The sequence below is a fragment of the Parasphingopyxis algicola genome, from assembly GCF_013378075.1.
GTDB lineage: Bacteria > Pseudomonadota > Alphaproteobacteria > Sphingomonadales > Sphingomonadaceae > Parasphingopyxis > Parasphingopyxis algicola.
This window is the reverse complement of the sequence record NZ_CP051131.1, coordinates 350,229-371,366: the sequence shown is the minus strand read 5'-3', so window position 1 is coordinate 371,366 and position 21,138 is coordinate 350,229. Positions and strand designations below refer to the sequence as shown.

The 21,138-nt window shown below is 59.1% G+C and carries 17 protein-coding genes and 1 pseudogene; 4 read left to right on the top strand and 14 right to left on the bottom strand.

Translation table 11 applies throughout. From position 1 onward, the window contains the following. Position 1 precedes the first annotated feature (1 nt). A complete protein-coding gene (locus tag HFP57_RS01945) occupies positions 2 to 586 on the bottom strand; it encodes a cupin domain-containing protein (RefSeq protein ID WP_176868186.1) in 585 nt (194 codons plus the stop codon). A 22-nt stretch (positions 587 to 608) separates the two neighbouring features. After that, on the bottom strand, positions 609 to 1,391 hold the full coding sequence (locus HFP57_RS01940) for a dienelactone hydrolase family protein (protein ID WP_176868185.1): 783 nt from the start codon (positions 1,389 to 1,391) through the stop codon (positions 609 to 611). A gap of 8 nt (positions 1,392 to 1,399) precedes the next feature. Between HFP57_RS01940 and HFP57_RS01935 the strand changes: the two genes are divergently transcribed. Further along, positions 1,400 to 2,320 carry a LysR family transcriptional regulator gene (locus tag HFP57_RS01935; protein WP_176868184.1) on the top strand — a complete coding sequence of 307 codons (921 nt, stop codon included), beginning with the start codon at positions 1,400 to 1,402 and terminating at the stop codon, positions 2,318 to 2,320. Positions 2,321 to 2,380: 60 nt separating this feature from the next. Here the strand turns inward: HFP57_RS01935 and HFP57_RS01930 are convergent, their stop codons facing one another. Further along, a complete protein-coding gene (locus HFP57_RS01930; RefSeq protein WP_176868183.1) occupies positions 2,381 to 3,562 on the bottom strand; it encodes a carbohydrate porin in 1,182 nt (393 codons plus the stop codon). 155 nt (positions 3,563 to 3,717) lie between these two features. Between HFP57_RS01930 and HFP57_RS01925 the strand changes: the two genes are divergently transcribed. Next, on the top strand, positions 3,718 to 4,899 hold the full coding sequence (locus tag HFP57_RS01925; RefSeq protein ID WP_176868182.1) for a cystathionine gamma-synthase family protein: 1,182 nt from the start codon (positions 3,718 to 3,720) through the stop codon (positions 4,897 to 4,899). Between the two features lie 3 nt (positions 4,900 to 4,902). Here HFP57_RS01925 and HFP57_RS01920 read toward each other — a convergent pair. The 5 genes and pseudogenes from HFP57_RS01920 to HFP57_RS01900 all read right to left on the bottom strand — a co-directional run bounded on the left by HFP57_RS01920 (position 4,903) and on the right by HFP57_RS01900 (position 11,131). Further along, positions 4,903 to 6,218, bottom strand: a pseudogene (locus tag HFP57_RS01920) (pyruvate dehydrogenase complex dihydrolipoamide acetyltransferase). Between the two features lie 3 nt (positions 6,219 to 6,221). Then, positions 6,222 to 8,477, bottom strand: a complete 2,256-nt coding sequence (locus HFP57_RS01915) for a transketolase (RefSeq protein WP_425500747.1) — start codon at positions 8,475 to 8,477, stop codon at positions 6,222 to 6,224. A gap of 192 nt (positions 8,478 to 8,669) precedes the next feature. Further along, positions 8,670 to 9,848, bottom strand: coding sequence for an aminotransferase class I/II-fold pyridoxal phosphate-dependent enzyme (locus HFP57_RS01910; protein WP_176868180.1), 1,179 nt, complete (start codon positions 9,846 to 9,848; stop codon positions 8,670 to 8,672). Beyond that, positions 9,845 to 10,891 carry a YeiH family protein gene (locus HFP57_RS01905; RefSeq protein ID WP_176868179.1) on the bottom strand — a complete coding sequence of 349 codons (1,047 nt, stop codon included), beginning with the start codon at positions 10,889 to 10,891 and terminating at the stop codon, positions 9,845 to 9,847. The genes HFP57_RS01910 and HFP57_RS01905 overlap by 4 nt, the downstream gene beginning before the upstream one ends. 6 nt (positions 10,892 to 10,897) lie before the next feature. Then, positions 10,898 to 11,131, bottom strand: a complete 234-nt coding sequence (locus HFP57_RS01900; protein WP_176868178.1) for a DUF6356 family protein — start codon at positions 11,129 to 11,131, stop codon at positions 10,898 to 10,900. 131 nt (positions 11,132 to 11,262) lie between these two features. Between HFP57_RS01900 and HFP57_RS01895 the strand changes: the two genes are divergently transcribed. Further along, entirely contained in the window at positions 11,263 to 11,724 is a 462-nt protein-coding gene (locus HFP57_RS01895; protein WP_176868177.1) for an Lrp/AsnC family transcriptional regulator, read from the top strand. A 272-nt stretch (positions 11,725 to 11,996) separates the two neighbouring features. Next, complete coding sequence (locus HFP57_RS01890) at positions 11,997 to 12,215, top strand: helix-turn-helix transcriptional regulator (protein WP_176868176.1); 219 nt, start codon at positions 11,997 to 11,999, stop codon at positions 12,213 to 12,215. A 32-nt stretch (positions 12,216 to 12,247) separates the two neighbouring features. Here HFP57_RS01890 and HFP57_RS01885 read toward each other — a convergent pair whose 3' ends face one another. The 6 genes from HFP57_RS01885 to HFP57_RS01860 all read right to left on the bottom strand — a co-directional run bounded on the left by HFP57_RS01885 (position 12,248) and on the right by HFP57_RS01860 (position 21,131). Beyond that, positions 12,248 to 13,417 (bottom strand): tyrosine-type recombinase/integrase, encoded by a 1,170-nt coding sequence (locus tag HFP57_RS01885; protein ID WP_176868175.1) that lies wholly within the window; start codon positions 13,415 to 13,417, stop codon positions 12,248 to 12,250. A gap of 237 nt (positions 13,418 to 13,654) precedes the next feature. Then, positions 13,655 to 14,461 carry a peptidylprolyl isomerase gene (locus tag HFP57_RS01880; RefSeq protein ID WP_176871100.1) on the bottom strand — a complete coding sequence of 269 codons (807 nt, stop codon included), beginning with the start codon at positions 14,459 to 14,461 and terminating at the stop codon, positions 13,655 to 13,657. Positions 14,462 to 14,463: 2 nt separating this feature from the next. Continuing rightward, positions 14,464 to 15,159, bottom strand: a complete 696-nt coding sequence (narI, locus tag HFP57_RS01875; protein ID WP_176868174.1) for a respiratory nitrate reductase subunit gamma — start codon at positions 15,157 to 15,159, stop codon at positions 14,464 to 14,466. Then, positions 15,152 to 15,862, bottom strand: coding sequence for a nitrate reductase molybdenum cofactor assembly chaperone (narJ, locus tag HFP57_RS01870; protein WP_176868173.1), 711 nt, complete (start codon positions 15,860 to 15,862; stop codon positions 15,152 to 15,154). Before narJ ends, narI begins: the two co-directional genes overlap by 8 nt. Further along, positions 15,862 to 17,388: a nitrate reductase subunit beta gene (gene narH / locus HFP57_RS01865; protein ID WP_176868172.1), complete on the bottom strand. Its 1,527-nt coding sequence runs from the start codon at positions 17,386 to 17,388 to the stop codon at positions 15,862 to 15,864. The genes narJ and narH overlap by 1 nt, the downstream gene beginning before the upstream one ends. Further along, positions 17,385 to 21,131, bottom strand: coding sequence for a nitrate reductase subunit alpha (locus HFP57_RS01860; RefSeq protein ID WP_176868171.1), 3,747 nt, complete (start codon positions 21,129 to 21,131; stop codon positions 17,385 to 17,387). Before HFP57_RS01860 ends, narH begins: the two co-directional genes overlap by 4 nt. Positions 21,132 to 21,138 lie beyond the last annotated feature (7 nt).

Below are 21,138 nucleotides of genomic sequence, written 5' to 3'. Positions count from 1 at the left end.
TCTAGTCCTGATGTGGCCGGTTGCCTTCTACCATGTGAAACATGCGGCCGATCGGCTCTTCCCAGATTAGGTTCCGCTCCATCGCGCGGGCGGGCATGTCCTGGATGACATACTGGATCGCGGGCTCATCGCCGTCGTTATAATGTTCGTGGCTGGCCATACCCGGACATACCAATGTGTCGCCCCGAACCCAGTCATGGCGCTCTCCGTCGAGAATGGAATAGCCGCTTCCGGCCACGATATGGTAGATCGCGTAACTATTGTGACGGTGGGGCACGATGTGCTCGCCGGGATTGATAATCTGGATGCCTATAAAAACGCTCGGAAGGGCACCGCCGGCATCCCCGGTATCCTCGTTGACCAGTGACACGAAGCGCCGGTCGGCACGGCGGAGGGGATCTTTTGAGAGCTCCCTCAGCCTCGGCTCCACATCGGCCCACTTCCACATGGCCGGGCGGACTTTTGGCTTGACCAGAAACGGGTAGTATTCATCGTCCGTCATCAAACGCGCCCAGGTCGTTTCCTCGGCAGTCGGTGCTTCGGGCTTGTCGTGCACCTGCTCGTGATCGTTGTGCTTGGTGGCCATAAGTCAGTCTCCGCAAATGATGCTAGCGCTTACCGCGCAAGTGAAAATCGAAAAATGCCACACTTCGTCGCCACGCGTCAGCGGATGCGGCCGGGCGGAAAACCTGCAGGCGGAAATCTTCGTCGAATGCGTGAGGTGCACCGTGATAGACGAACATTTCATACTGTCGCTGAGCCGCCTGCATGGCAGCTGCGAATTCCTCGCGATCCTTAGCGCTTATGAGTCGGTCGTAATCGCCAAAATGACATAACAGTGGGACGGCGAGATCGGGCACACGGTCGATCGGCGAAACGGGCTTATTGGCCGAAACCTCGGCGTACTTGATGGCACCGTAATAATCGACTGCGCATGCCAGTCCGGACTGTTCGGTGCCGGCAAGAAAGGCGTACATTCCACCAATACAGAACCCCAGCGCGCCGATCCGCGAGCCATCACAATCCGGATGGTCGTGCAGCGCCTTCACCAAACTCGAAATATCCCGAAGAACTCTCGGATCGGGCAAGGCGTTGACAGCGGCGCCGATCTTCTCGGGACTCGACACGTCAGGCGCCTGCCCCTCTCGTTGATAGTAATCGAGAACGGCTACGCCGTATCCTTGGGCAGCAAGCCGTTCGGCAGTGCGGGAAATATAGTCGTTTACCCCCGCGATTGCCGGTAGGAGAATGACTGTCGGCACGCCGCCCTCGTGGCGCTCCTGCGGCAGCGCCAGACGGGCCGAAAGCTGCTGCTCGCCCGTATCGAAATCGATCTCGGTCGTTGCGATATTGATCATATGAATGACCATAGACGCGGGATACAGCATCATCTATTGTGATGTATGAATATCATTCATTATTTTTTGTGATGATAAAAAACCTCAACCTCCTGCGCGCTTTCGATGCGGTGATGCGCGAACGCAAGGTTTCGCGCGCTGCTGAGGAACTCGGCCTGACGCAACCTGCGTTGAGCAATGCGATTGCAAAACTCCGCCTCGAATTGGGCGACGCCCTTTTCGTGCGGAGCGGCAACGGCGTCGAACCGACGCCCTTCGCACAGGAATACCATCTTTCAGTCGCACGCGCGCTAGTGCTATTAGACGCCGCCAGCACGCAAGCACGGGCGTTCGATCCTGAACGGGACAAGCGACGCTTCACCATAGCGATGTCGGGAATTGCCGAATCCGTCGTCCTTCCTCGCATAGTTGCCCAGAATTTTCGCGATCGCGCCAATCTATCAATCGTCACCCGTCCGATCCCGCGCAGCGATCTGGCCGGAGTCCTTGGCCGAGGGAATATCGATTTGACTATCGGCTTCATTCAGAGAAGCGATGGTCCGCTAATCCGCCAGCTACTCTTTACGACGAACTATGTTCTGCTCGCACCGCAAGATTACTCGCTCGGCCCTGCACCCCGGTTTGTCGTCGTTGAGGGCAAGGGCACGGGGCACGAGGTCGTGGCGGCTGGTATCCGGCAAGCGTTCGGCGACAGCGCGGTCGCGCTGCGGATGCCCGATTTTCTGGCTGTGCCCCACGCCGTTCGGGCAGCGGGCATTCCCGCCATAGTACCGCTGCCAGTGGCGCTGATCTATGCCCGATGGCTGGGGTTGCGACTAGCCGATGTTCCGATCGGAGTTCCTGAGATCGAGATTTTCTCTTACGCGCACGAGCGAATGAGGAGCGATGGCGCAAATCGTTGGTTACGGAATGCATGCCAGCGCACCTTTGCCGATGTCGACTGGGCACAGCCGATCGGCTAGTCGGCCGACAGTTCTGGCTGCAAAGTCCAAATCTTTCCCAGCCGATCAATTCACAGAGTCCTAGAACTCCCACCCCAGTTCGAAACGCAGGCCTGCGGCGACGACATCGTCCGCAGCTGGATCGGCCGATGGGTTAAATATCCATTGAATATCGGGCTGGATCCTGAGCCAATCAGTCACTTGCGCAGAATAGGTCAGCTCCACATTCACCTCAGTCGAATTATTCTCAGTGACGCTCTCGAAATCGTCCGATGGGAAAGCTGCAGCGATCGCGACGCCAAACTCGTCTTCGGGCCGTCCGACAAATGGACTGGATAACGTCAATCCGGCCCCGGCAAAACGGTGGAAAGCATTGTATCTTCCATCGCCCCATCCAAGCCGTCCAAATCCGGTTAGAACACGTCCGGCATTCGCAGGATCGCGGTATAGCTGGCTCTCGGCACGCACATACCAGCCATCATTACCAGTGCCTGTCAGTCCGTCGAACGTCTCGAATTGCGCAGTATAGCGCCAGTACCCGAGAAGCACCTTACCCCTCGGCAACGGCGCTTCCACTTCGGCCACGATCAGTGCTCCGTCACCATCTTCCAGTTCGATCACTGTAGAGTCCGGATTGTCGGGATCACCAGGAACTCCGTCGAGCACCGCTCCCCTGATTGCCCAACCGTCCGCAGGCTCGAACGATATACGTGCTGCAAGGCTGGTAACCGGGAAGATAGAGGGACCATTTTCGCCGGAGAGGCCTATCACCGAACCAATGCCATGAGCCGAATTGATAAACAAACCTGCGCTATCCAGCACATCGAATTCCGAGTTGAGGTCATAAAGACCCAGCTTCACCGATACGCGATCGCCGATTCGTTGTTCTACCCATGCCTCATAAAGTCGTATGGCGTTGACGCCAGTCTCGATATTGGAAATGACTTGCGCGTCACCTGCGATCTGGCTGATCGAGTTTGAATTATTGTAGAGTCCCCGAACGAAGAGCGTACTCCCATCCCATCCCATTACTTGTTCGAGATTCAACTCGATCGCAGCATCCGCGTTTTCGAGATATACCAAGCCGTTATCTTCAGCACCGTCGAGCACCGTCCAGAAGTCGCCGATGTAACCAAGCGTTACCGTAGCCACATCGGAATCATCTTGTGCAACGGCAACTCCAGGCACTGCTACGGCAAACAAGGCCACCTGCCCCAGTAACCGGCGCAATACACGGCTCTTCGATTTGTGCCCGCTTTTCACGCTCCCACTTTCCCCACTCTGCTATCTAATTTTATTTATATACTATCAATTTTTAGCGGATGGTGGCAAGACTCAAGTGATTAAGGCCAAAGGAGATTGGCCGAACCATCGTTCGAAGGCCGAGTGGTGAAACGTGAAAAGGAGCAAAAAGCCTCATGACAATCGCAGATCAGGATAAGTCCACGATCGCCGTCTGGGCAGGCGAGGAAGACCCTTTGGCGTTCGGAGCCGCACAAGTTCCGATCGTGCAGAGCGCGCCGTTCGCGTACGACGATCTCGATACATGGCTCGCCGTCGCGCTCGGCCAAGCGGATGGACATATTTACAGTCGCAACACCAACCCGACGATGGCAGTATTCGAGGAGAAATGCCGCGCTTTGGAAGCGGGCGAAAATGCAATTTCTTTCGCCAGCGGAATGGCGGCAATCTCCAACACGCTATTCACGCATTTGCGCCCAGGCGACCGGGTCGTATCAATCAAGGATAGCTATGGCGGAACCAGCCGTATTTTTCTCGACCACTTGCCGCATATGGGGATCGACGTTGATCTGATTGAGACCAATGATGGCGACGCCATCGATGACGCGATTAGCAAGGGTTGCAAGATCGTTTATTTGGAAACGCCAACTAACCCGACCCTCAAGATTATCGATCTGGCGCGCGCCATCAAAGCAGCAAAAGCGCAAGGCGCAATCTGCGTAGTAGACAACACCTTTGCAACCCCAATCAATCAGAATCCCTTGGCACTCGGAGCCGACCTCGTCGTACATTCCGCGACCAAATATCTCGGCGGACATGATGACGCGATGGGCGGCGTTCTTATCGGAAAGGCTGAGTTGGTGCAGGCGGTCTACGAGTATCGCGAGATATGCGGCGCCGTTCTTTCGGCTTTTTCGGCATATCTTCTCCTTCGTGGGATGAAGACGCTGGATCTGCGAGTAAAAAAACAGAACGCAACGGCAATGGAGATTGCGCGCTTTCTCGATAAGCACCCGAAGGTTAGCCAAGTCTTTTACCCTGGATTGGAAAGCCACGACAAACACGACGTTGCTAAATCGCAAATGCGCGGCTTTGGAGGGATGTTGAGCTTTTCAGTTGATGGCGGATTCGAAGAGCTGAAGGTCTTTTTAAGCAAGCTGCACTACGTCCACCGAGCCGCCAGCCTTGGCTCAGTCAACACACTGGTCGGCCCGCCATCCGTTACGAGTCATGTCGAGTGCACGCCTGAGCAACGCGCGGCGCTCGGCATACCGGAAACGTTGCTTCGTTATTCCTGCGGCGTAGAGGACTCTGGCGATCTCATAGAGCAGCTGGAGATAGCTTTTGGAGCGCTCTAGACTCTAGCCCATCAGCCCCATCGGGTTCTCGCACAGCTGCTGGAACGCCTGCATTAGCTCCGCTCCGTCGGCGCCGTCGATGGCGCGGTGGTCGAAGCTGCCGGTGGCGTTCATCATAGTGGCGACCTGAAGCATGCCGTCGACGACATGCGGACGCTGCTTGCCCGCACCGACCGCCAAGATCATGCTTTGCGGCGGGTTGATCACCGCATCGAACTGCTTGGTGCCGAACATGCCGAGATTGGACAGGCTAGCGGTGCCGCCCTGATATTCGTGCGGTTGCAGCTTGCCGTCCCTGGCTTTGCTCGCCAGTTCCTTCATCTCGGCGCTGATCTGCGCGAGGCCCTGGCGGCCCGCATCGCGGATGATCGGAGTGATCAGGCCCGAGGACGCGGCGACTGCGACCGAAATATCCTCGCGCCTGTACTGGAACAGCTCATCGCCCTGAAAGCTGACATTGCACTTAGGCACACGCTGCAGCGAGCGAGCGCCTTGATCAGCAAATCGTTAACCGACAGCTTGACGCCATCAATCTCGAGCGAGGCGTTGAGCTGCTTCTTGAGGTCGAGCAACGCATCGAGCCGCACATCGACAGTGAGGTAGATATGCGGAATGGTCTGCTTCGCCTCGGTCAGGCGACGCGCGATGACCTTACGGACATTGTTCAGTTTCTGCGCTTCGTAAGGCGCGTCGGGTTCTCCGCCCTGCGGAGCATGCGCGGGAGGCGCGAGAGCCGCAACTTCGCCTTTCACCGGAGCGGCACCGGGCTTGGCATCCTCGAAATCGGCCTTCACGATCCGTCCGTTCGGGCCGCTACCCTTAACCTGTGAAAGATCGAGACCTTTCTGTTCGGCAATTCTCTCCGCTAGTGGAGAAGCAGAAATCCGATCGCTGGAGGGCGTAGAAGCGAAAGTCTTGGCCTGATCCACCGCTGACACCGGGGTCTCAGCCGGTTTCGCACCCTCGCCTGAGGCCTCCGTTTGAGCGGAGACTCGCTCTTCTGTCGGCCCGGACTCGGTGGGTTTTTCGTTCCCGCTATCATCACTCGCACCCGCGGCCGCCTCGCTCAAATTCTCACCTTCCTTGGCGAGAATCGCGATCACAGTGCCGACCTTCACGCTCTCAGTGCCCTCGACCATCTTGATCTTCGAGATCGTGCCCTCGTCCACAGCCTCGAACTCCATCGTCGCCTTGTCGGTCTCTATCTCGGCCATGATGTCGCCCGCGCTCACGGCATCACCCTCCTGCACCAGCCACCGGGCCAGCTTCGCCTCCTCCATCGTCGGCGACAAAGCGGGCATCTTGATCGATCTCGACATGGATCAGCTCTCGATGAACAGTTCGGCCATGGCATCAAAGATCGCCTCTCTGTTGAGCCGATACGTGCGATAAAGGTCGGGTAAGTCGCCGGTCTGCCCGAACCGGTCGGTTCCCAGCGGGCTGATGCGGTGTCCTCTCACGCCGCCGATCCACGACAGCGCGGCGGGCGATCCGTCGAGCACCGTCACGATACCGGCATCGGGCGCGAGCGGGGCCAGCAGACGTTCGATATGGCTCGGCCAAGCCTGCCCGCCAGTCCAGCGCGCGGCCCGCCGCGCCGACCAGGCCCGGTGCAGCCGGTCGGGCGACGTAACGGCGAGAAGGCCGAGCCCAGGTATGTCGTCCGCCAGCACTTCCGACGCAGCAAGGGCTTCGGGCGCGACCGCGCCGCAATAAGCGATAGCCGCTTCCGCCCCTTCCGAAGGCTCGCGTAGCCAATAGGCACCTTCGAGCGCATCAGCTTCCCAAGCTGCATCCTTGCGTTCGAGCTGCGGAATTGCGCGCGTGGTCAGCCGGAGATAAACCGAACTGCCATCGAGCTGCTGCATATGGTCGAAGGCCCAGCGCATCGTCAGCGCGAGTTCGTCCGCATAAGCCGGCTCGAAGCTCTCAAGGTTGGGTTGCCCCATGCCTATAAGCGGCGTGTTGATCGACTGGTGTGCGCCGCCTTCGCCGGCCAGCGTGATGCCTGAGGGCGTGCCGACTAGCAGGAAGCGCGAGTCCTGGTAGCAGCCGTAATTGAGCGCATCGAGCCCGCGGGCGATGAACGGGTCGTATACCGTGCCGATGGGAATGAGCCGGGTGCCGAAATGTTCGGCCGACAACCCGAGAGCGGCCAGTACCAAGAAGAAGTTGTGCTCAGCGATGCCCAGTTCGATATGCTGCCCCGCTCCGCCGCCGGTCCATTTCTGCGCGGAAGGGATGCTCTCCGTCTGGAACACGTCGGCCAGTTCCTGCCGCCGAAACAGGCCGCGCTGGTTCACGAAGGCGCCGAGATTGGTGGTCTGCGTAACGTCGGGCGCGGTGGTCACAATGCGGTCGGCCAGCGGATCGTCCGACTTGGCGAGGTCGTGTAGGATCGCGCCGAAGGCGGCCTGCGTCGAGATGTCGGCCTTCGCACCAGTCGACAGCCTTTCCGGCACCGGCACGGTTGGCGCTGCGGCCTCGCGCTGCTTGCGCGCAATAGGGCTGTCCGCAACAAACGCTTCGAGCGAGGCGACGGCATTGTCGCCCACCCCGCCCCATTTGTCCCACTCGGCCCCCTCGGCAATGTCCATCGCATCGCGCAGCCTCTCGATCTGTGCGGTGTTCATCATGCCGGAATGGTTGTCCTTGTGCCCGGCGAGCGGCAGGCCGTAGCCCTTGACGGTATAGGCGATCATCAGCGTCGGGCGCTCGTCGTCCATCCCGTCGAACGCCTCGACCAGAGTCTCGATGCAATGACCGCCGAGATTCGTCATAAGCGCCGCTAACTGCTCGTCGTCATACCTGGCCAACAGGGCTTTGACCCCACGCTTGCCGCCAATGTCCTGCTTCAGCCGTTCACGCCAGGCCGCGCCACCGAGATAAGTGAGTGCAGCAAAGTCCGCGTTGGGGCAGTTCTCGATCCAGTCCTCCAGCGCCTTACCTCCCGGCTTGTCAAAGGCCTCGCGCTGGAGCTTCCCAAATTTGAGTGTGACGACCCGCCAGCCACAGGTCTCGAAGATATCGTCGAAGCGGCGGAACATCCGGTCCGCGGTCGTCGCGTCGAGCGACTGGCGGTTGTAATCGACAATCCACCAGCAATTGCGGATATCATGCTTGTACGCTTCGATCAGACATTCATAGATATTGCCTTCGTCGAGCTCGGCATCGCCCATCAACGCGATCATCCGCCCGGCCTGCTCCTCCGCAAGCCGGCCATGGGCAATGAGATAGTCCTGAACCAAAGAGGAAAAGGCCGTGATCGCCACCCCCAGCCCGACCGAACCGGTCGAGAAGTCGACCGGGATCGCATCCTTGGTGCGCGAGGGGTAGCTCTGCACCCCGCCGAGACCGCGAAACCGTTCCATTCGATCGCGCGTCTGTTCGCCCATCAGGTAATGGATCGCGTGAAGAACAGGGCCTGCATGCGGCTTGACCGCAACCTTGTCCTGCGGCCGCAGAGCATGGAAATATAGCGCTGCCATGATGGCCGTTATCGACGAACAACTCGCCTGATGGCCGCCCACCTTAAGCCCGTCGCGCTTCTCCCGCAAATTGTTGGCATCGTGGACCATCCACGAACTGAGCCAGCGAAGGCGGCGCTCGATATATTCAAGATGTACGATTTCAGAAGGTTTTGGATCGAGTATGTTCGTCCCGGCCCGCGACTGATGTGTGCTCATGGCCCAAACTTCTGCAAATATACATTGTACCTGTCCTGAGCGCGCGGATGACTGCGAGTAGGGCGATTGACCAGGATAATACTGTTACCCATTAGCATAGCGTATCGCCTCAACAAACAACGGCACTGTTTGACGGCTTAGCCCCGCTAAGTTGATTCGACCCGAGCCGGCAATGTAAATTCCATACGTATCGGCAAGTTTGGTGACCGTATCGGATGAAAGCGGAAGAAGAGAAAAAATGCCTTTTTCAGCCTGTAGGGAACTGAAAATCGGTGCGCCATCTGCTAATTGATGAATTTGATCGCGCAAACCATTGATCCGATCACGCATCGCATCCAGCTCTCCGATCCAATGCGATTTCAGGTCGGGATCGCCCAGAATCGTACCTATGACCTGCGCCCCATGGGCAGCGGGAACCGAGTAGGTTGTCCTGGCAATGTTGCCAAGCACGGCGACAATGTCTTCGCCTCTTGCGTACATGCAATTGACGAACAAGATGCCGATCCGGTCCCGGTACAATCCGAACGCCTTTGAGCCCGACATGATCAGCATCGTAGCGGGTGCGGCAACCAGCATAGCCTTCAGATATTCGAGATCGTCTTCTAGCCGGTTGCCAAGACCGTAGTAGGCGGCATCGATTAAACAGGTCACACCGCGATCATATGCCTCGCGAACCAAAAAAACGGCGTCATCAAAGGCGAGATCGCGTCCTGTTGGGTTATGACAAGGTCCATGCAGGATAAGAAGGTCGCCCGGCTTCGCGCCCTCAAGGCTTCGCAGATACCCCTTGGAAGACGGAACGCCGCTGTCCGGATCACAGTGCGCGAACTCGCGGACGGGAACGCCCAAATGCCGGCATATACCGGCATGATTGGGCCAACTGGGGGTGCCGATATGAACTGTGACATCGAGATTTGCTCTACGGACCAGTTCTAGAGCGAGATATATACCGCCGGTCCCGCCCACAGTTTGGATCGAAACGATTGAGTCGATAGGGTCACTTGGAAAAAGCAATCCCTCCATGCCCTCGAGAAATTCGGGATGCCCTCGCGTCGGCAAATACGCCTTAGAGCCATCCGAGTTGGCAAGTATCCGCTCAGCATTCTTAACCGCCTCCATAGCCGGCGAATACCCCTCTTCGTTGCGATATACGCCAACGCCCAGATCCATTTTGTGCAAGCGCGGATCGGCGGCATGCGCCATGGTTATGCCGTGCAGCGCATCCGGTGGCGGGAGGTGCAACTGCATGAAAAGGCTTCTCATGCAAAATGCTCCGGAAGGAAGAAAAGCAAAGTCAAAACCAGCAGCGCCAAGCCGAGCGTTGCCACGGCAAGCACCAGCACCGGCTTAATCCCGACTTTGGCAAGTCCGCTGGGCGACGTTTTTAAACCTAGGGCCGCAATCGCGATCAACAGGAGAATTTTGGCCGCAGAACTGACCATATCCATGATGGCGTTTGGCACCAATTGCAGACTGGCGACCGCCGACAATAAGATAAAAAGCCCTAAGAACCATGGGAATAGGTGACCGATGCTGCGAGTTCTGTCTTTGTGCGAATTGCCGGTCCAAAGGCTGATTGCCGCCACGACCGGGACGAGGCAGCCAACCCGAAGAAGTTTAACGATAGTTGCGGTTTCTCCGGTGTGGTCGGAGATCATATAGCCGGCTCCCACCACCTGCGCGACGTCATGGATCGTAGCGCCGAAAAACACACCGCTCGCTTTGGCCGACATTACCAATGCGATCGAAGCGAGCGGATAGAGAACCATCGCGATTGTGCTAAGCGCGGTAACGCCGACCACTGCCAGGAGCGTATTGGCATCGCTTCGCTCACTTTTGGGTAATACCGACGCAATCGCGAGCGCCGCGGACGCACCGCAAATCGCTACCGCCCCACCCAACAACAAACCGAGATCACGACCCAAGCCGAGCAAGCGTGCGCAGATGAGTCCGAGAATGATGGTAAAGACCACCCCACCCGCCACCAACGCTACGACCTGCGGGCCAAGCGCCAAAACTTGCTGAAATGAAATACCAGCGCCGAGCAATCCGACACCGAGGCGCAGAAGTGTCTTGGCAGAAAAGTCGATTCCTGCATCGAACCGTCTTCCCGATACAGCCCAGCGCAGGACGAAGCCAAGTAAGAGCGCATGAATCATCGCCGGACCGCCCAGCCAGGAGTTGATTGCGAGCGCAGTCAAAGCGAGTGCCACTGATACCGCTGTGCCAGCGCCATAGTCTCGCACCGCGGACAGAATGCTGGCGGCGTAGACCGAGGCGCCGCGACGCAGGACGGCCGTGTTCACAACCCTCTACTCAGCCGGAACCGCTTGATCCGACGACCTGCGATTACGATTGGCTATCATCCGGTCATGAAGGTCGCCTACTGTCTTGCTGCCAGTGCTGACGAACAGGAATGGAAATAGTCCGTGAAGGATACAGGCGATGCCTGACCATATGAGGCGAAATCCGAACCCGAACGCCATGCCCATATGCTCCAGATAGCTTTCGCCGACCGAGTTTGGGTGATTGGTGAACAGTTTCATCGTTTCGACCTCCCTATGAACTTCTACGCGGAGGGATAGCGTTGACCTCTGAGAGAATGTCACCAAAGTTGCGGCCGGAATCTATTTATAGTAGATAAATTTTTTAGATTATCGCTCTTAGGAGGAATGTTTTGGACAGCATCGACAAAAAGATACTGCGTATCTTGCAGCAAGATGCGAGCCTTCCGGTGGCGGAACTCTCCGAACGAGCAGGGATCTCACCAACTCCAGTATGGCGACGAATTCGAAAACTTGAAGACGATGGCGTTATCGACCGCCGGGTCGCACTTCTCGATCAAGAAGCAATCAGTTTGGGTCTAACTGGCTTTGTTCTGATCCGAACGAGCGACCACAGCGACAATTGGCTGGAGACCTTCAATGCGGCTGTCGCGTCCATTCCGGAGATAGTGGAAGTGCATCGCACATCAGGTGATGTCGACTATGTGCTAAAGGTAGTTGCGCCTGATATGAAAGGCTACGATACAATCTACAGGCGGATGATCCGGAATGTTGCTATGTACGACGTTTCTGCAAGCTTTTCGATGGAAAAACTTAAGGCAACGACCGAACTGCCTTTGGACTATATCTCGTAAAGCGTGGATAGCGCAGCATTCGAACTCGCGACTTAACGTGCTGATGTAATACGATGATTTTCAGCACATGCTCCGAAATGCCATGGATTATGCCACAAAAAAGTTTGGCTTTGTCATGACTGGACTTGCGATGGGGTCGCCGTTCGCCGCAAATACCCGCCGTTCACCAGTGTTTACCGCCTTTACGCCGAATCGCCGCCGATCCCTCTTGCTACGGGGCTTTGCGCATAGGAAGCTATGCCATCCCTTATCACTCCATGATTGAATTTGTGATGACCGAACCTGATAAAATCCTGCGTATCAGGACCGTGCTCGACCGTTCCGGCCTCAGCCGCTCGACGCTGTACCGCAAGATGAAGGACGGCACCTTCCCACGTCAGGTTAAGATCAGCGACTATTGCTCGGGCTGGCGCGAGTCCGAGATCAACCGCTGGATCGCCGATCCGCCCGCCTATCACTGCGAGGAAGTCGAGACGGAGTTGAAGGGATAGATCACCCCACCCCGCTGCCTTCGGCATCTGGCTCAATTACAAGCCGCCGCTTTCCCGTTTGCTCGCTTCATGCAATATTTCGCCCATGCTGTCATCAGCTTGCGCCGCTTGGCCAGAAAGTCGGTACGGCGATAGGCCGCCTCGACCCGGTTTGGGATCTTGTGCGCCAGCGCCTTGTCCGCGACCTCCTTGGGAGTATCCGTTTCTTCGGCCACCCAGTCGGTAAAACTGCTCCTGAACCCGTGCACCGTCACCTGTTCGATATCCATGTCGCGCAACACCTTGATCATCGTCATATCGCTGATCGGCTTGTCGCTCGATACCGAGAAGACCAGATCGCTATTGCCGCTGCGCTCCCTCTTCACTCGCCTGAGCAGGACGATCGCTGGCCGCGACAGCGGCACGATATGCGGCTCGTTCATCTTCATCCGCGCACCGGGGATGGTCCACAGCGCCTTGCGCAGATCGAACTCGGGCCAGGTTGCCAAGCGCGTCTCGTTCGATCGCACGGCCGTCAAGATCGTCAACCGTAGAGCATCGCGGCCGACGGTCGGCGGCAAGTCTGTAAGCTTCGCCATAAAGGCCGGTACTTCATTATAGTGCATCGCCGCCAGATGGTTGGTCGTCGCTGTCTGGCGCGGTAGACCCTTGCGGACCGAGCGTAGCGATACTTCGTTCGGCAGCCAGCCGCGGATATGGGCAAAGTCGAGCACCGCGCCGATCCGCTGCAATATCCGCCGCGCGGTATCGGGAATGGTCAGCCAGATCGGCTCCAGCACATCGCGCACGACAGCGCTGTCCACTTCCTCGACCGGCAGTGTTCCGATCGCGGGAAAGACATGGTTTTCCAGGCTGGATATCCAGGACGCATGGCGCTGGTTCTTCCAACCCTCTTTCAGTGCATCATAACAGTCCCGGGCCGCCGCCTCGAAGCTTGGAATAACCGCATTGCCTCTGCGGCGCTCAGCCACCGGATCGAGACCGGCGCGCACCTGTTTGCGCAACTCCATCGCCCCAATCCGCGCCTCTGCAAGCGAGACATCGGGAAAGGGCCCGAGACCCAGATCGCGGCGCCGGCCCCGATGCTGTATACGCAGCACCCAGGACCGGGTGCCGCTGTCCTTGACCACGAGATAAAGTCCCCGGCCATCGCCGTGACGGCCGGGCGGCGCGGTCTTCACCTTCAATGCAGTCAGGGACATGGGCTTTGTTCCCGCGATTTCGATCCCACATTTGTTACCACATAATGTGTGGGATTTGAAGCGATGGGCTGAAACGGGCCGAAATCGATATCGTCCAAATATCCAGCTTTAATGCACTTTACAGCACAGAATGACTATGCATGGAACTAGGGTTATGTTCCCGTAGGGGTCACCAGCGCTTTCCTGTAAGCCGGCTATCTGGCTTCTGCTTTGCGACCCCAAGAGCGGACATTTGGCTTATTGCACGAGTGGGTCGGAATTCCCGTTCAGATCGATCCCCTCGATGCGCGCGCGACCGAGAAGGATACCAATATATTGTGCCACGGCGCGCCGCCAGCTCGCTTCCTCGAGATAGCTGGCGATCTTCGCTCGCACGGATTCGAACGGCAGTGTCCGGCCTGCAATCTTGCGGCCGACCTTCAGCACATGAGCACCGTAGCGCGTCTTGACCGGGACCGGACACAGCTGGCCCTCTTCGAGATTGAAGAGGAAGGTATCGAACTCGTCGACCGTCTGGCCGGGGCCGAGCTGGCCGAGATTGCCGCCTTGCGACGCCGATGGGCAGGCGGATCGCGCTTGCGCCAGATCGGAAAACAATCCCAACTGCTCCTGCAATTCAGAAATTGTCGCTTCCGCATCGCCGATGGCTTGAGCGAAAGCGCTTTCGTCCTCCCGGGGCGCGGCGAAGAGGATATGCGACGCCTCGACAAGGTCGGGGCTCGTGAATTGGGCGATATGGCGTTCATAATAGCGCCGGCATGTTTCCTCATCGGCTTCGGGCGTACTGAGCTCGCTTTCGAGTAGCGCTTCGATACGTGCATCGTCAGGCGCGAGCTCACGGCCCCTGTCATCCTCCAATGCGGTGGCTTCAATCCCTACCCGGTACGCCTCGGCTAGCAGCAGCGCCTTGATCGCCAGCGCTTCGCTCGCGGCGGCCCAGGCCGTATCCGGATCGTCGGACGGATGGTTCTGCGCCTCCGCGGCGATCACGGCGGCCGGGATTTCCCTGCCGTCGACACGGATCGTTTCGTTGGTCGGCCGCATACTCACGACAACGCCTTTTTACTGCGCACGACCTGATAACCCGGGCGCCACATATAGCGGACCGGTGCCGACAGCATGTGGACGAGCCGGGTGAAGGGAAAGATCAGGAAGATCGTCAGGCCGAGGAAGATATGCAGTTTGAAGATCCAGTGCGCGTTGAGGACATAGCTTGAGGCCGCCGCGTCGAAGGTGAAGATGCCCTGCGCCCAGGCCATGAAGCGGACCATCTCCGCGCCGTCGAGATGCTCGAGCGAGATCAGGATCGTCGACAGGCCGAGCACGAGCTGCAGCCAAAGCAGCAGAATCACCGCCGTGTCGGCAAAGCTCGAATTGCGGCGGACACGGGCATCGAACAGCCGGCGATGGACGAGCATCGTCGCACCGATCAGCGATATCGCACCCGCAACGCCGCCGACCCCGATCGCCATGACCTGTTTGAACGGATGGCTAATTCCCATCCAGTCGAAGAGCTCGATCGGAGTCAGCAGGCCAACCAGATGGCCGACAAATACGACCAGCACGCCGAGATGGAACAGAACGGAACCCACCATGAGCTGGCGGCGGCGCAAGAGCTGGCTCGACCCCGAGCGCCAGCTATAGGGTTCGCGGTCGTAGCGCACGATCGACCCGATCGCGAGCACCGAGAGCGCGATATAGGGATAGATACCGAAGACCAGGCTGTTGAGGAATTCAGCCATTGTCCGCACTCCCATCTTGTTCGGCGGGCATTTCGGCCGCCAGACGATCGAGCATTCCGGCGACTTTCGGACAGCCTTCATCGGGCGACCCCGGTCCGAAGGTCACCTGTTCGGCTTCCCAGATCGCATCGATGGCCTCCAGATCGCGGGGATCGTCGTCGGGCTCGTCGAGAAGCGCCTCGGTCGCTTTCGGGTCGGCTTCGGCGATTGCCGCGAGGGTCAGCATCACGGCGGCATAGCTGCTTTCGCGCTTGGCGAGCCGCTCGCCGAGCGCCGCGATCACATGGGCCGGCTGGCCAAGCAGGTCGAGTGCCTCGGTTCGAGGTAAGGTCGATAGGAATTCGAGGAATAGCGGGATGAAATCCGGCAGTTCCTTGCTCTCTATCGCGAGCCCGCGCTCTTCGTACATCGCCTTGAGATCGACCATCGCCTGGCCGCGGTCGCGGCTTTCGCCATGGACATGCTCGAACAGGTGGAGCGACAGCGAGCGGGTGCGGTCGAACAGCAGGACATAGCGTTCCTGCAGATCGAGCAGTTCGCGGGTCCGGTACTCTTCGATCAGGGTACGCAGCGATGGCAGACGATCACCGGGCACAAGACCTTCACCGGCAAGGATATCGTAGAATTCGCAGGATGCGGCCTGAATCTCCACGGTCGGATAGGCGAGCAGCAGCGAGAGAATTTTGAAGGTTTTCGCCGTCATCAGAACATCTCCGAAGGGGTCTGGATGCGCTTCTTCCTAGGCGTCCCGAACAGATTGGGTTCGGACGCGCCGCCGGAGCATCCATTGCCGAACGAGAAGCCGCATGAGCCGCGCACGTCATAGGCGTCTTCGACTTCCTCGCGGTGCGTAGTCGGAATGACAAAGCGATCCTCATAATCGGCGATCGCCATGACATGGTACATGTCCTCGATCTGCTGCGCACTCAGACCGACACTTTCGGCGACGTCTGCGGCAATCACGCCGTCTATCGTCTTCGAGCGCATATAGCTGCGCATCGCGAGCATCCGTTCGAGGCAGAGCGCGACCGGCTCTTCCTTGCCCGCGGTCAGCAGGTTGGCGAGATATTTGAGCGGGATGCGCAAGCTGCGGACGTCCGGCATGTCGCCATTGACCGCGATCTGCCCGGCACTGGCCGCGGCGCTGATCGGCGACAAAGGCGGTACATACCAGACCATCGGCAGAGTCCGATATTCGGGGTGGAGCGGGAAGGCGACCTTCCACTCCATCGCCATCTTGTAGACGGGCGAGTTTTTCGCAGCCTCGAGCCAAGCGTCGGGCACGCCGTCCTTGCGCGCCTGTTCGATGACTTCGGGATCGTTGGGATCGAGGAAGATATCCAGCTGTGCCTGATAGAGATCTTCGACATTCTCGGCCGAAGCCGCCTCCTCGATACGGTCGGCATCGTAGAGCAGCACGCCGAGATAGCGGATACGGCCGACGCAGGTTTCTGAACAGACGGTCGGCTGGCCGGCCTCGATCCGCGGATAGCAGAAGATGCATTTCTCCGATTTGCCGGTGTTCCAGTTGTAGTAGATCTTCTTGTAGGGGCAGCCCGAAACGCACATCCGCCAGCCGCGGCATTTCTCCTGGTCGATCAGGACGATGCCATCTTCCTCGCGCTTGTAGATCGCGCCCGAGGGACAGGCCGCGACGCAGGTCGGGTTGAGGCAATGTTCGCAGAGTCTCGGCAGGTACATCATGAAGGTGTTTTCGAACTCGCCGTAAATCTCCTTTTGCACGCCTTCGAAATTGTAATCCTCCGAGCGTTTGGAGAATTCGCCGCCGAGGATTTCCTCCCAGTTCGGCCCCCATTCGATCTTCTCCATCCGCTCGCCCGAAATCAGCGAGCGCGGCCGCGCCGTCGGCATCGCCTTCATCTCGGGCGCGGTCTGCAGATGCTCGTAATCGAAGGTGAAGGGCTCGTAATAATCGTCGATCTCGGGGAGGTCGGGATTGGCGAAGATCTTGGCGAGCACCCGCCATTTGCCGCCCATGCGCGGGCGGAGGCGGCCCTTGCGCAGCCGCTCCCAGCCGCCGTTCCAGCGTTTCTGGTTTTCCCAGTCCTTCGGATAGCCGATGCCGGGCTTGGTCTCGACATTGTTGAACCAGGCATATTCCATGCCCTCGCGGCTGGTCCACACATTCTTGCACGTGACCGAACAGGTGTGGCAGCCGATGCATTTGTCGAGGTTCAGCACCTTGCCGATTTGCGCGCGGACTTTCATTCTGCTGCCTCCATATCCGGGGACAGCCTGTTTTCAGGTCCGTCGAGCCAGTCGACCTCGGCCATCTTGCGGACGATCACGAACTCGTCGCGGTTCGATCCCACCGTGCCGTAATAGTTGAAGCCATAGCTTTGCTGGGCATAGCCGCCGATCATATGCGTCGGCTTGAGCACCGCGCGGGTGACGCTGTTATGGATGCCGCCGCGCTGGCCCGTGATCTCCGATCCCGGCACGTTCACGATCTTCTCCTGCGCATGATACATGAAGAGCGTGCCTTCCTTCATCCGCTGAGAGACGACGGCGCGCGCGACGAGCGCGCCGTTGGCGTTGAAGGCCTCGACCCAGTCATTATCGACGATCCCCGCCTTGCCCGCGTCGGTTTCCGACATCCAGACGATCGGGCCTCCCCGGGAAAGGGTCAGCATCAGGAGATTGTCGGTATAGGTCGAATGAATGCCCCATTTCTGGTGCGGCGTGATGAAGTTGAGGACGACATGGTCCTGCCCTTCTGCCCGGTCGAGCATCGGCTTGACCGTCTTGGTGTCGATCGGCGGGCGATAGACGCAAAAGCCTTCGCCAAAGGCCCGCATCCAGAGATGATCCTGATAGAGTTGCTGGCGCCCGGTGAGCGTTCGCCACGGGATCAGCTCATGGACGTTCGTATAGCCGGCATTGTAGCAAACCTTCTCGCTTTCCAGGCCCGACCAGGTCGGCGAGGAAATGATCTTGCGCGGCTGCGCGACGACATCGCGGAAGCGGATCTTCTCGTCCTCCTTGGGCTGCGCGAGATGCGCATGCTCACGTCCGGTAAATTCGGACAACGCGTTCCACGCCTTGACCGCAACCTCGCCATTGGTCTCCGGCGCGAGCATCAGGATCACTTCGGTGGCGTCGATATCGCTTTCGATCCGGGCCATGCCCTGGGTCGGACCGTCTTCGGTAACGACACCGTTGAGCGCCTTCAGATGCTCGACCTCATGCTCGGTGTTCCAGGCGATGCCTTTTCCGCCATTGCCGAGCTCGTCCATCAGCGGACCGAGCGCCGTGAAGCGCTTGTAAAGATTCGGGTAATCGCGCTTGACGACCGCGACCTGCGGCATCGTCTTGCCCGGGACGGGATCGGTATCGCCTCTCTTCCAGTCGGCAACGTCCATCGGCTGGGCGATCTCACCCGGCGTGTCGTGCAGGATCGGTGTGAGGACCACATCCTCTTCCACGCCCAGAACCTCGGGCGCGATCTCGGAGAATTTCTTGGCGATCGCCTTGTAGATTTCCCAGTCGGATTTCGACTCCCAGACCGGGTCGACCGCCGCCGAAAGCGGATGGATGAAAGGATGCATGTCGGACGTGTTGAGGTCGTTTTTCTCGTACCAGGTCGCGGTCGGCAGAACGATGTCCGAATAGACGCAGGTCGTCGACATGCGGAAATCGAGCGTCACGAGCAGGTCGAGTTTTCCTTCCGGCGCTTCATTGTGCCAGGCGACGTCCTCGGGCTTGGCATGGCCCATTTCGCCCAGATCCTTGCCCTGCACGCCATGGCTGGTGCCGAGCAGATGCTTGAGCAGATATTCATGCCCCTTGCCCGACGAGCCGAGCAGGTTCGAGCGCCAGACGAACATGTTGCGCGGCCAGTTGGCCGGATCGTCGGGATCGTGGCAGCTGAGTTCCAACGTGCCGGATTTGAGTGCGTCCGCGACATAATCCGCCGGTTCTTTTTCAAGCGCCCGCGCGGCTTTCGTGATCTCGAGCGGGTTGGTCTTGAGCTGCGGCGCGGACGGCAGCCAGCCCATCCGCTCGGCACGGGCGTTATAGTCGATCAGCGATCCGCCCCAATCGCCGTCCGGAGCGGTCGGCGACAGGATTTCGTCGACGCCCAACGTCTCGTAGCGCCACTGATCGGAATGGGCGTAGAAGAAGCTCGTCGAGTTCATCTGACGCGGCGGGCGGCCCCAGTCGAGGCCGAAGGCGAGCGGCAGCCAGCCGGTTTGCGGGCGCAGTTTCTCCTGGCCGACATAGTGCGACCAGCCGCCACCCGACTGGCCCACGCACCCGCACATGATCAGGAGGTTGATGATCCCCCTGTAGTTCATGTCCATATGATACCAGTGGTTGAGCCCCGCCCCGAGGATCACCATCGACTTGCCCTGGGTCTTTTCCGCATTGTCCGCGAATTCGCGCGCGACGGTGACGATGTGATCGGCGGGCACGCCGGTGATCTGCTCGGCCCAGGCGGGCGTATAGGGCTCGTTTTCCTCGAAACTCGTAGCGAGATGTTCGCCGCCCAGGCCCCGGTCGAGGCCGTAATTGGCCATGAACAGGTCGTAGACGGTGGCGACATAGGCATCGCCCTCGGCCAGCTTGAGCTTCATCGCCGGGATCCGCCGCATCAGCGTATCGGGATGGTCGGTTCCTTCGAAATAGTCATGGTCGCGATTGCCGAAATAGGGGAAGGCGACGTCGAGCACATCGTCATAGTCACCGTCGAGGATATTGGTCAGGCGCAGCTTGGTCTCCGCTCCGCCGCTTTCCTTTTCCTCGAGATTCCATTTGCCCTTATCGCCCCAGCGGAAGCCGACCGAACCGTTGGGAACGATGATATCGCCGGTTTTCTCGTCGATCGCGACGGTCTTCCATTCGCCATTATTGTCTTCGCCGAGGCCGTCCCCGAATTCGCTCGCGCGCAGCAACCGTTCGGGAACGAAATTGCCGTTCGTCTCGACGAGGCGGACCAGCATCGGCATGTCGGTGTAGCGCCGGGCATAGTCCTCGAAATACTCGGCCTGCCGGTCGAGATGATATTCGCGCAGGATGACATGGCCCATCGCCATGGCGAGCGCGGCGTCGGTACCCTGTTTCGGGTGGAGCCAGATATCGGAGAATTTTGCGGCTTCGGAATAATCGGGCGAGACGACCACGGATTTGGTGCCCTTGTAGCGCGCCTCGGTGTAGAAATGCGCGTCGGGCGTGCGCGTCTGCGGGACGTTGGAGCCCCAGAGCATGAGGAAACCCGAATTATACCAGTCCGCGCTTTCCGGGACGTCGGTCTGCTCGCCCCAGGTCATCGGCGAGGCGGGCGGCAGGTCGCAATACCAGTCGTAAAAGGACATGCAGGTTCCGCCGAGCAGCGAGAGATAGCGCGAGCCGGCGGCGTAACTCACCATCGACATGGCCGGGATCGGCGAGAAACCGATGACCCGGTCGGGACCATGTTCCTTCGCCGTATAGGCGTTGGCCGCAGCGACGATCTCGGTCACCTCGTCCCAATCGGCGCGGACGAAGCCGCCATGACCGCGGATCTTGGTGTAGCTGTCGCGCTTCGCCTTGTCCTGGACGATCGACGCCCAGGCCGCGACCGGTTCCATCGTCTTGCGCGCCTCGCGCCACAGCTTCACCAGCCGCGACCGGACGAGGGGGTATTTGAGCCGGTTTCCCGAATAGATGTACCAACTGTAGCTCGCGCCGCGCGAACAGCCGCGTGGTTCATGGTTGGGCAGGTCGGGCCGGGTGCGCGGATAGTCGGTCTGCTGGGTTTCCCAGGTGACGATCCCGCCTTTGACATAGACCTTCCACGAACAGGACCCTGTGCAGTTCACGCCATGCGTCGAACGCACGATCTTGTCGTGCTGCCAGCGCTTGCGATAGCCGTCCTCCCAGCGGCGATCCTCCTTCGTCGTTACGCCATGGCCGTTCGAGAAGGGCTGTTTTTCACTGAAGAAATTGAGGCGATCGAGAAGATGGCTCATGGCATCC

Excerpts from the sequence above, each read along its gene's own strand:
- HFP57_RS01945 (WP_176868186.1), bottom strand. The coding sequence starts at position 586 with ATGGCCACCAAGCACAACGATCACGAGCAGGTGCACGACAAGCCCGAA.
- HFP57_RS01940 (WP_176868185.1), bottom strand. The coding sequence starts at position 1,391 with ATGATGCTGTATCCCGCGTCTATGGTCATTCATATGATCAATATCGCA.
- HFP57_RS01935 (WP_176868184.1), top strand. The coding sequence starts at position 1,400 with ATGTATGAATATCATTCATTATTTTTTGTGATGATAAAAAACCTCAAC.
- HFP57_RS01925 (WP_176868182.1), top strand. The coding sequence starts at position 3,718 with ATGACAATCGCAGATCAGGATAAGTCCACGATCGCCGTCTGGGCAGGC.
- HFP57_RS01915 (WP_425500747.1), bottom strand. The coding sequence starts at position 8,477 with ATGGTCCACGATGCCAACAATTTGCGGGAGAAGCGCGACGGGCTTAAG.
- HFP57_RS01910 (WP_176868180.1), bottom strand. The coding sequence starts at position 9,848 with ATGAGAAGCCTTTTCATGCAGTTGCACCTCCCGCCACCGGATGCGCTG.
- HFP57_RS01900 (WP_176868178.1), bottom strand. The coding sequence starts at position 11,131 with ATGAAACTGTTCACCAATCACCCAAACTCGGTCGGCGAAAGCTATCTG.
- HFP57_RS01890 (WP_176868176.1), top strand. The coding sequence starts at position 11,997 with ATGACCGAACCTGATAAAATCCTGCGTATCAGGACCGTGCTCGACCGT.
- HFP57_RS01885 (WP_176868175.1), bottom strand. The coding sequence starts at position 13,417 with ATGTCCCTGACTGCATTGAAGGTGAAGACCGCGCCGCCCGGCCGTCAC.
- HFP57_RS01880 (WP_176871100.1), bottom strand. The coding sequence starts at position 14,461 with ATGCGGCCGACCAACGAAACGATCCGTGTCGACGGCAGGGAAATCCCG.
- narI (WP_176868174.1), bottom strand. The coding sequence starts at position 15,159 with ATGGCTGAATTCCTCAACAGCCTGGTCTTCGGTATCTATCCCTATATC.
- narJ (WP_176868173.1), bottom strand. The coding sequence starts at position 15,862 with ATGACGGCGAAAACCTTCAAAATTCTCTCGCTGCTGCTCGCCTATCCG.
- narH (WP_176868172.1), bottom strand. The coding sequence starts at position 17,388 with ATGAAAGTCCGCGCGCAAATCGGCAAGGTGCTGAACCTCGACAAATGC.
- HFP57_RS01860 (WP_176868171.1), bottom strand. The coding sequence starts at position 21,131 with ATGAGCCATCTTCTCGATCGCCTCAATTTCTTCAGTGAAAAACAGCCC.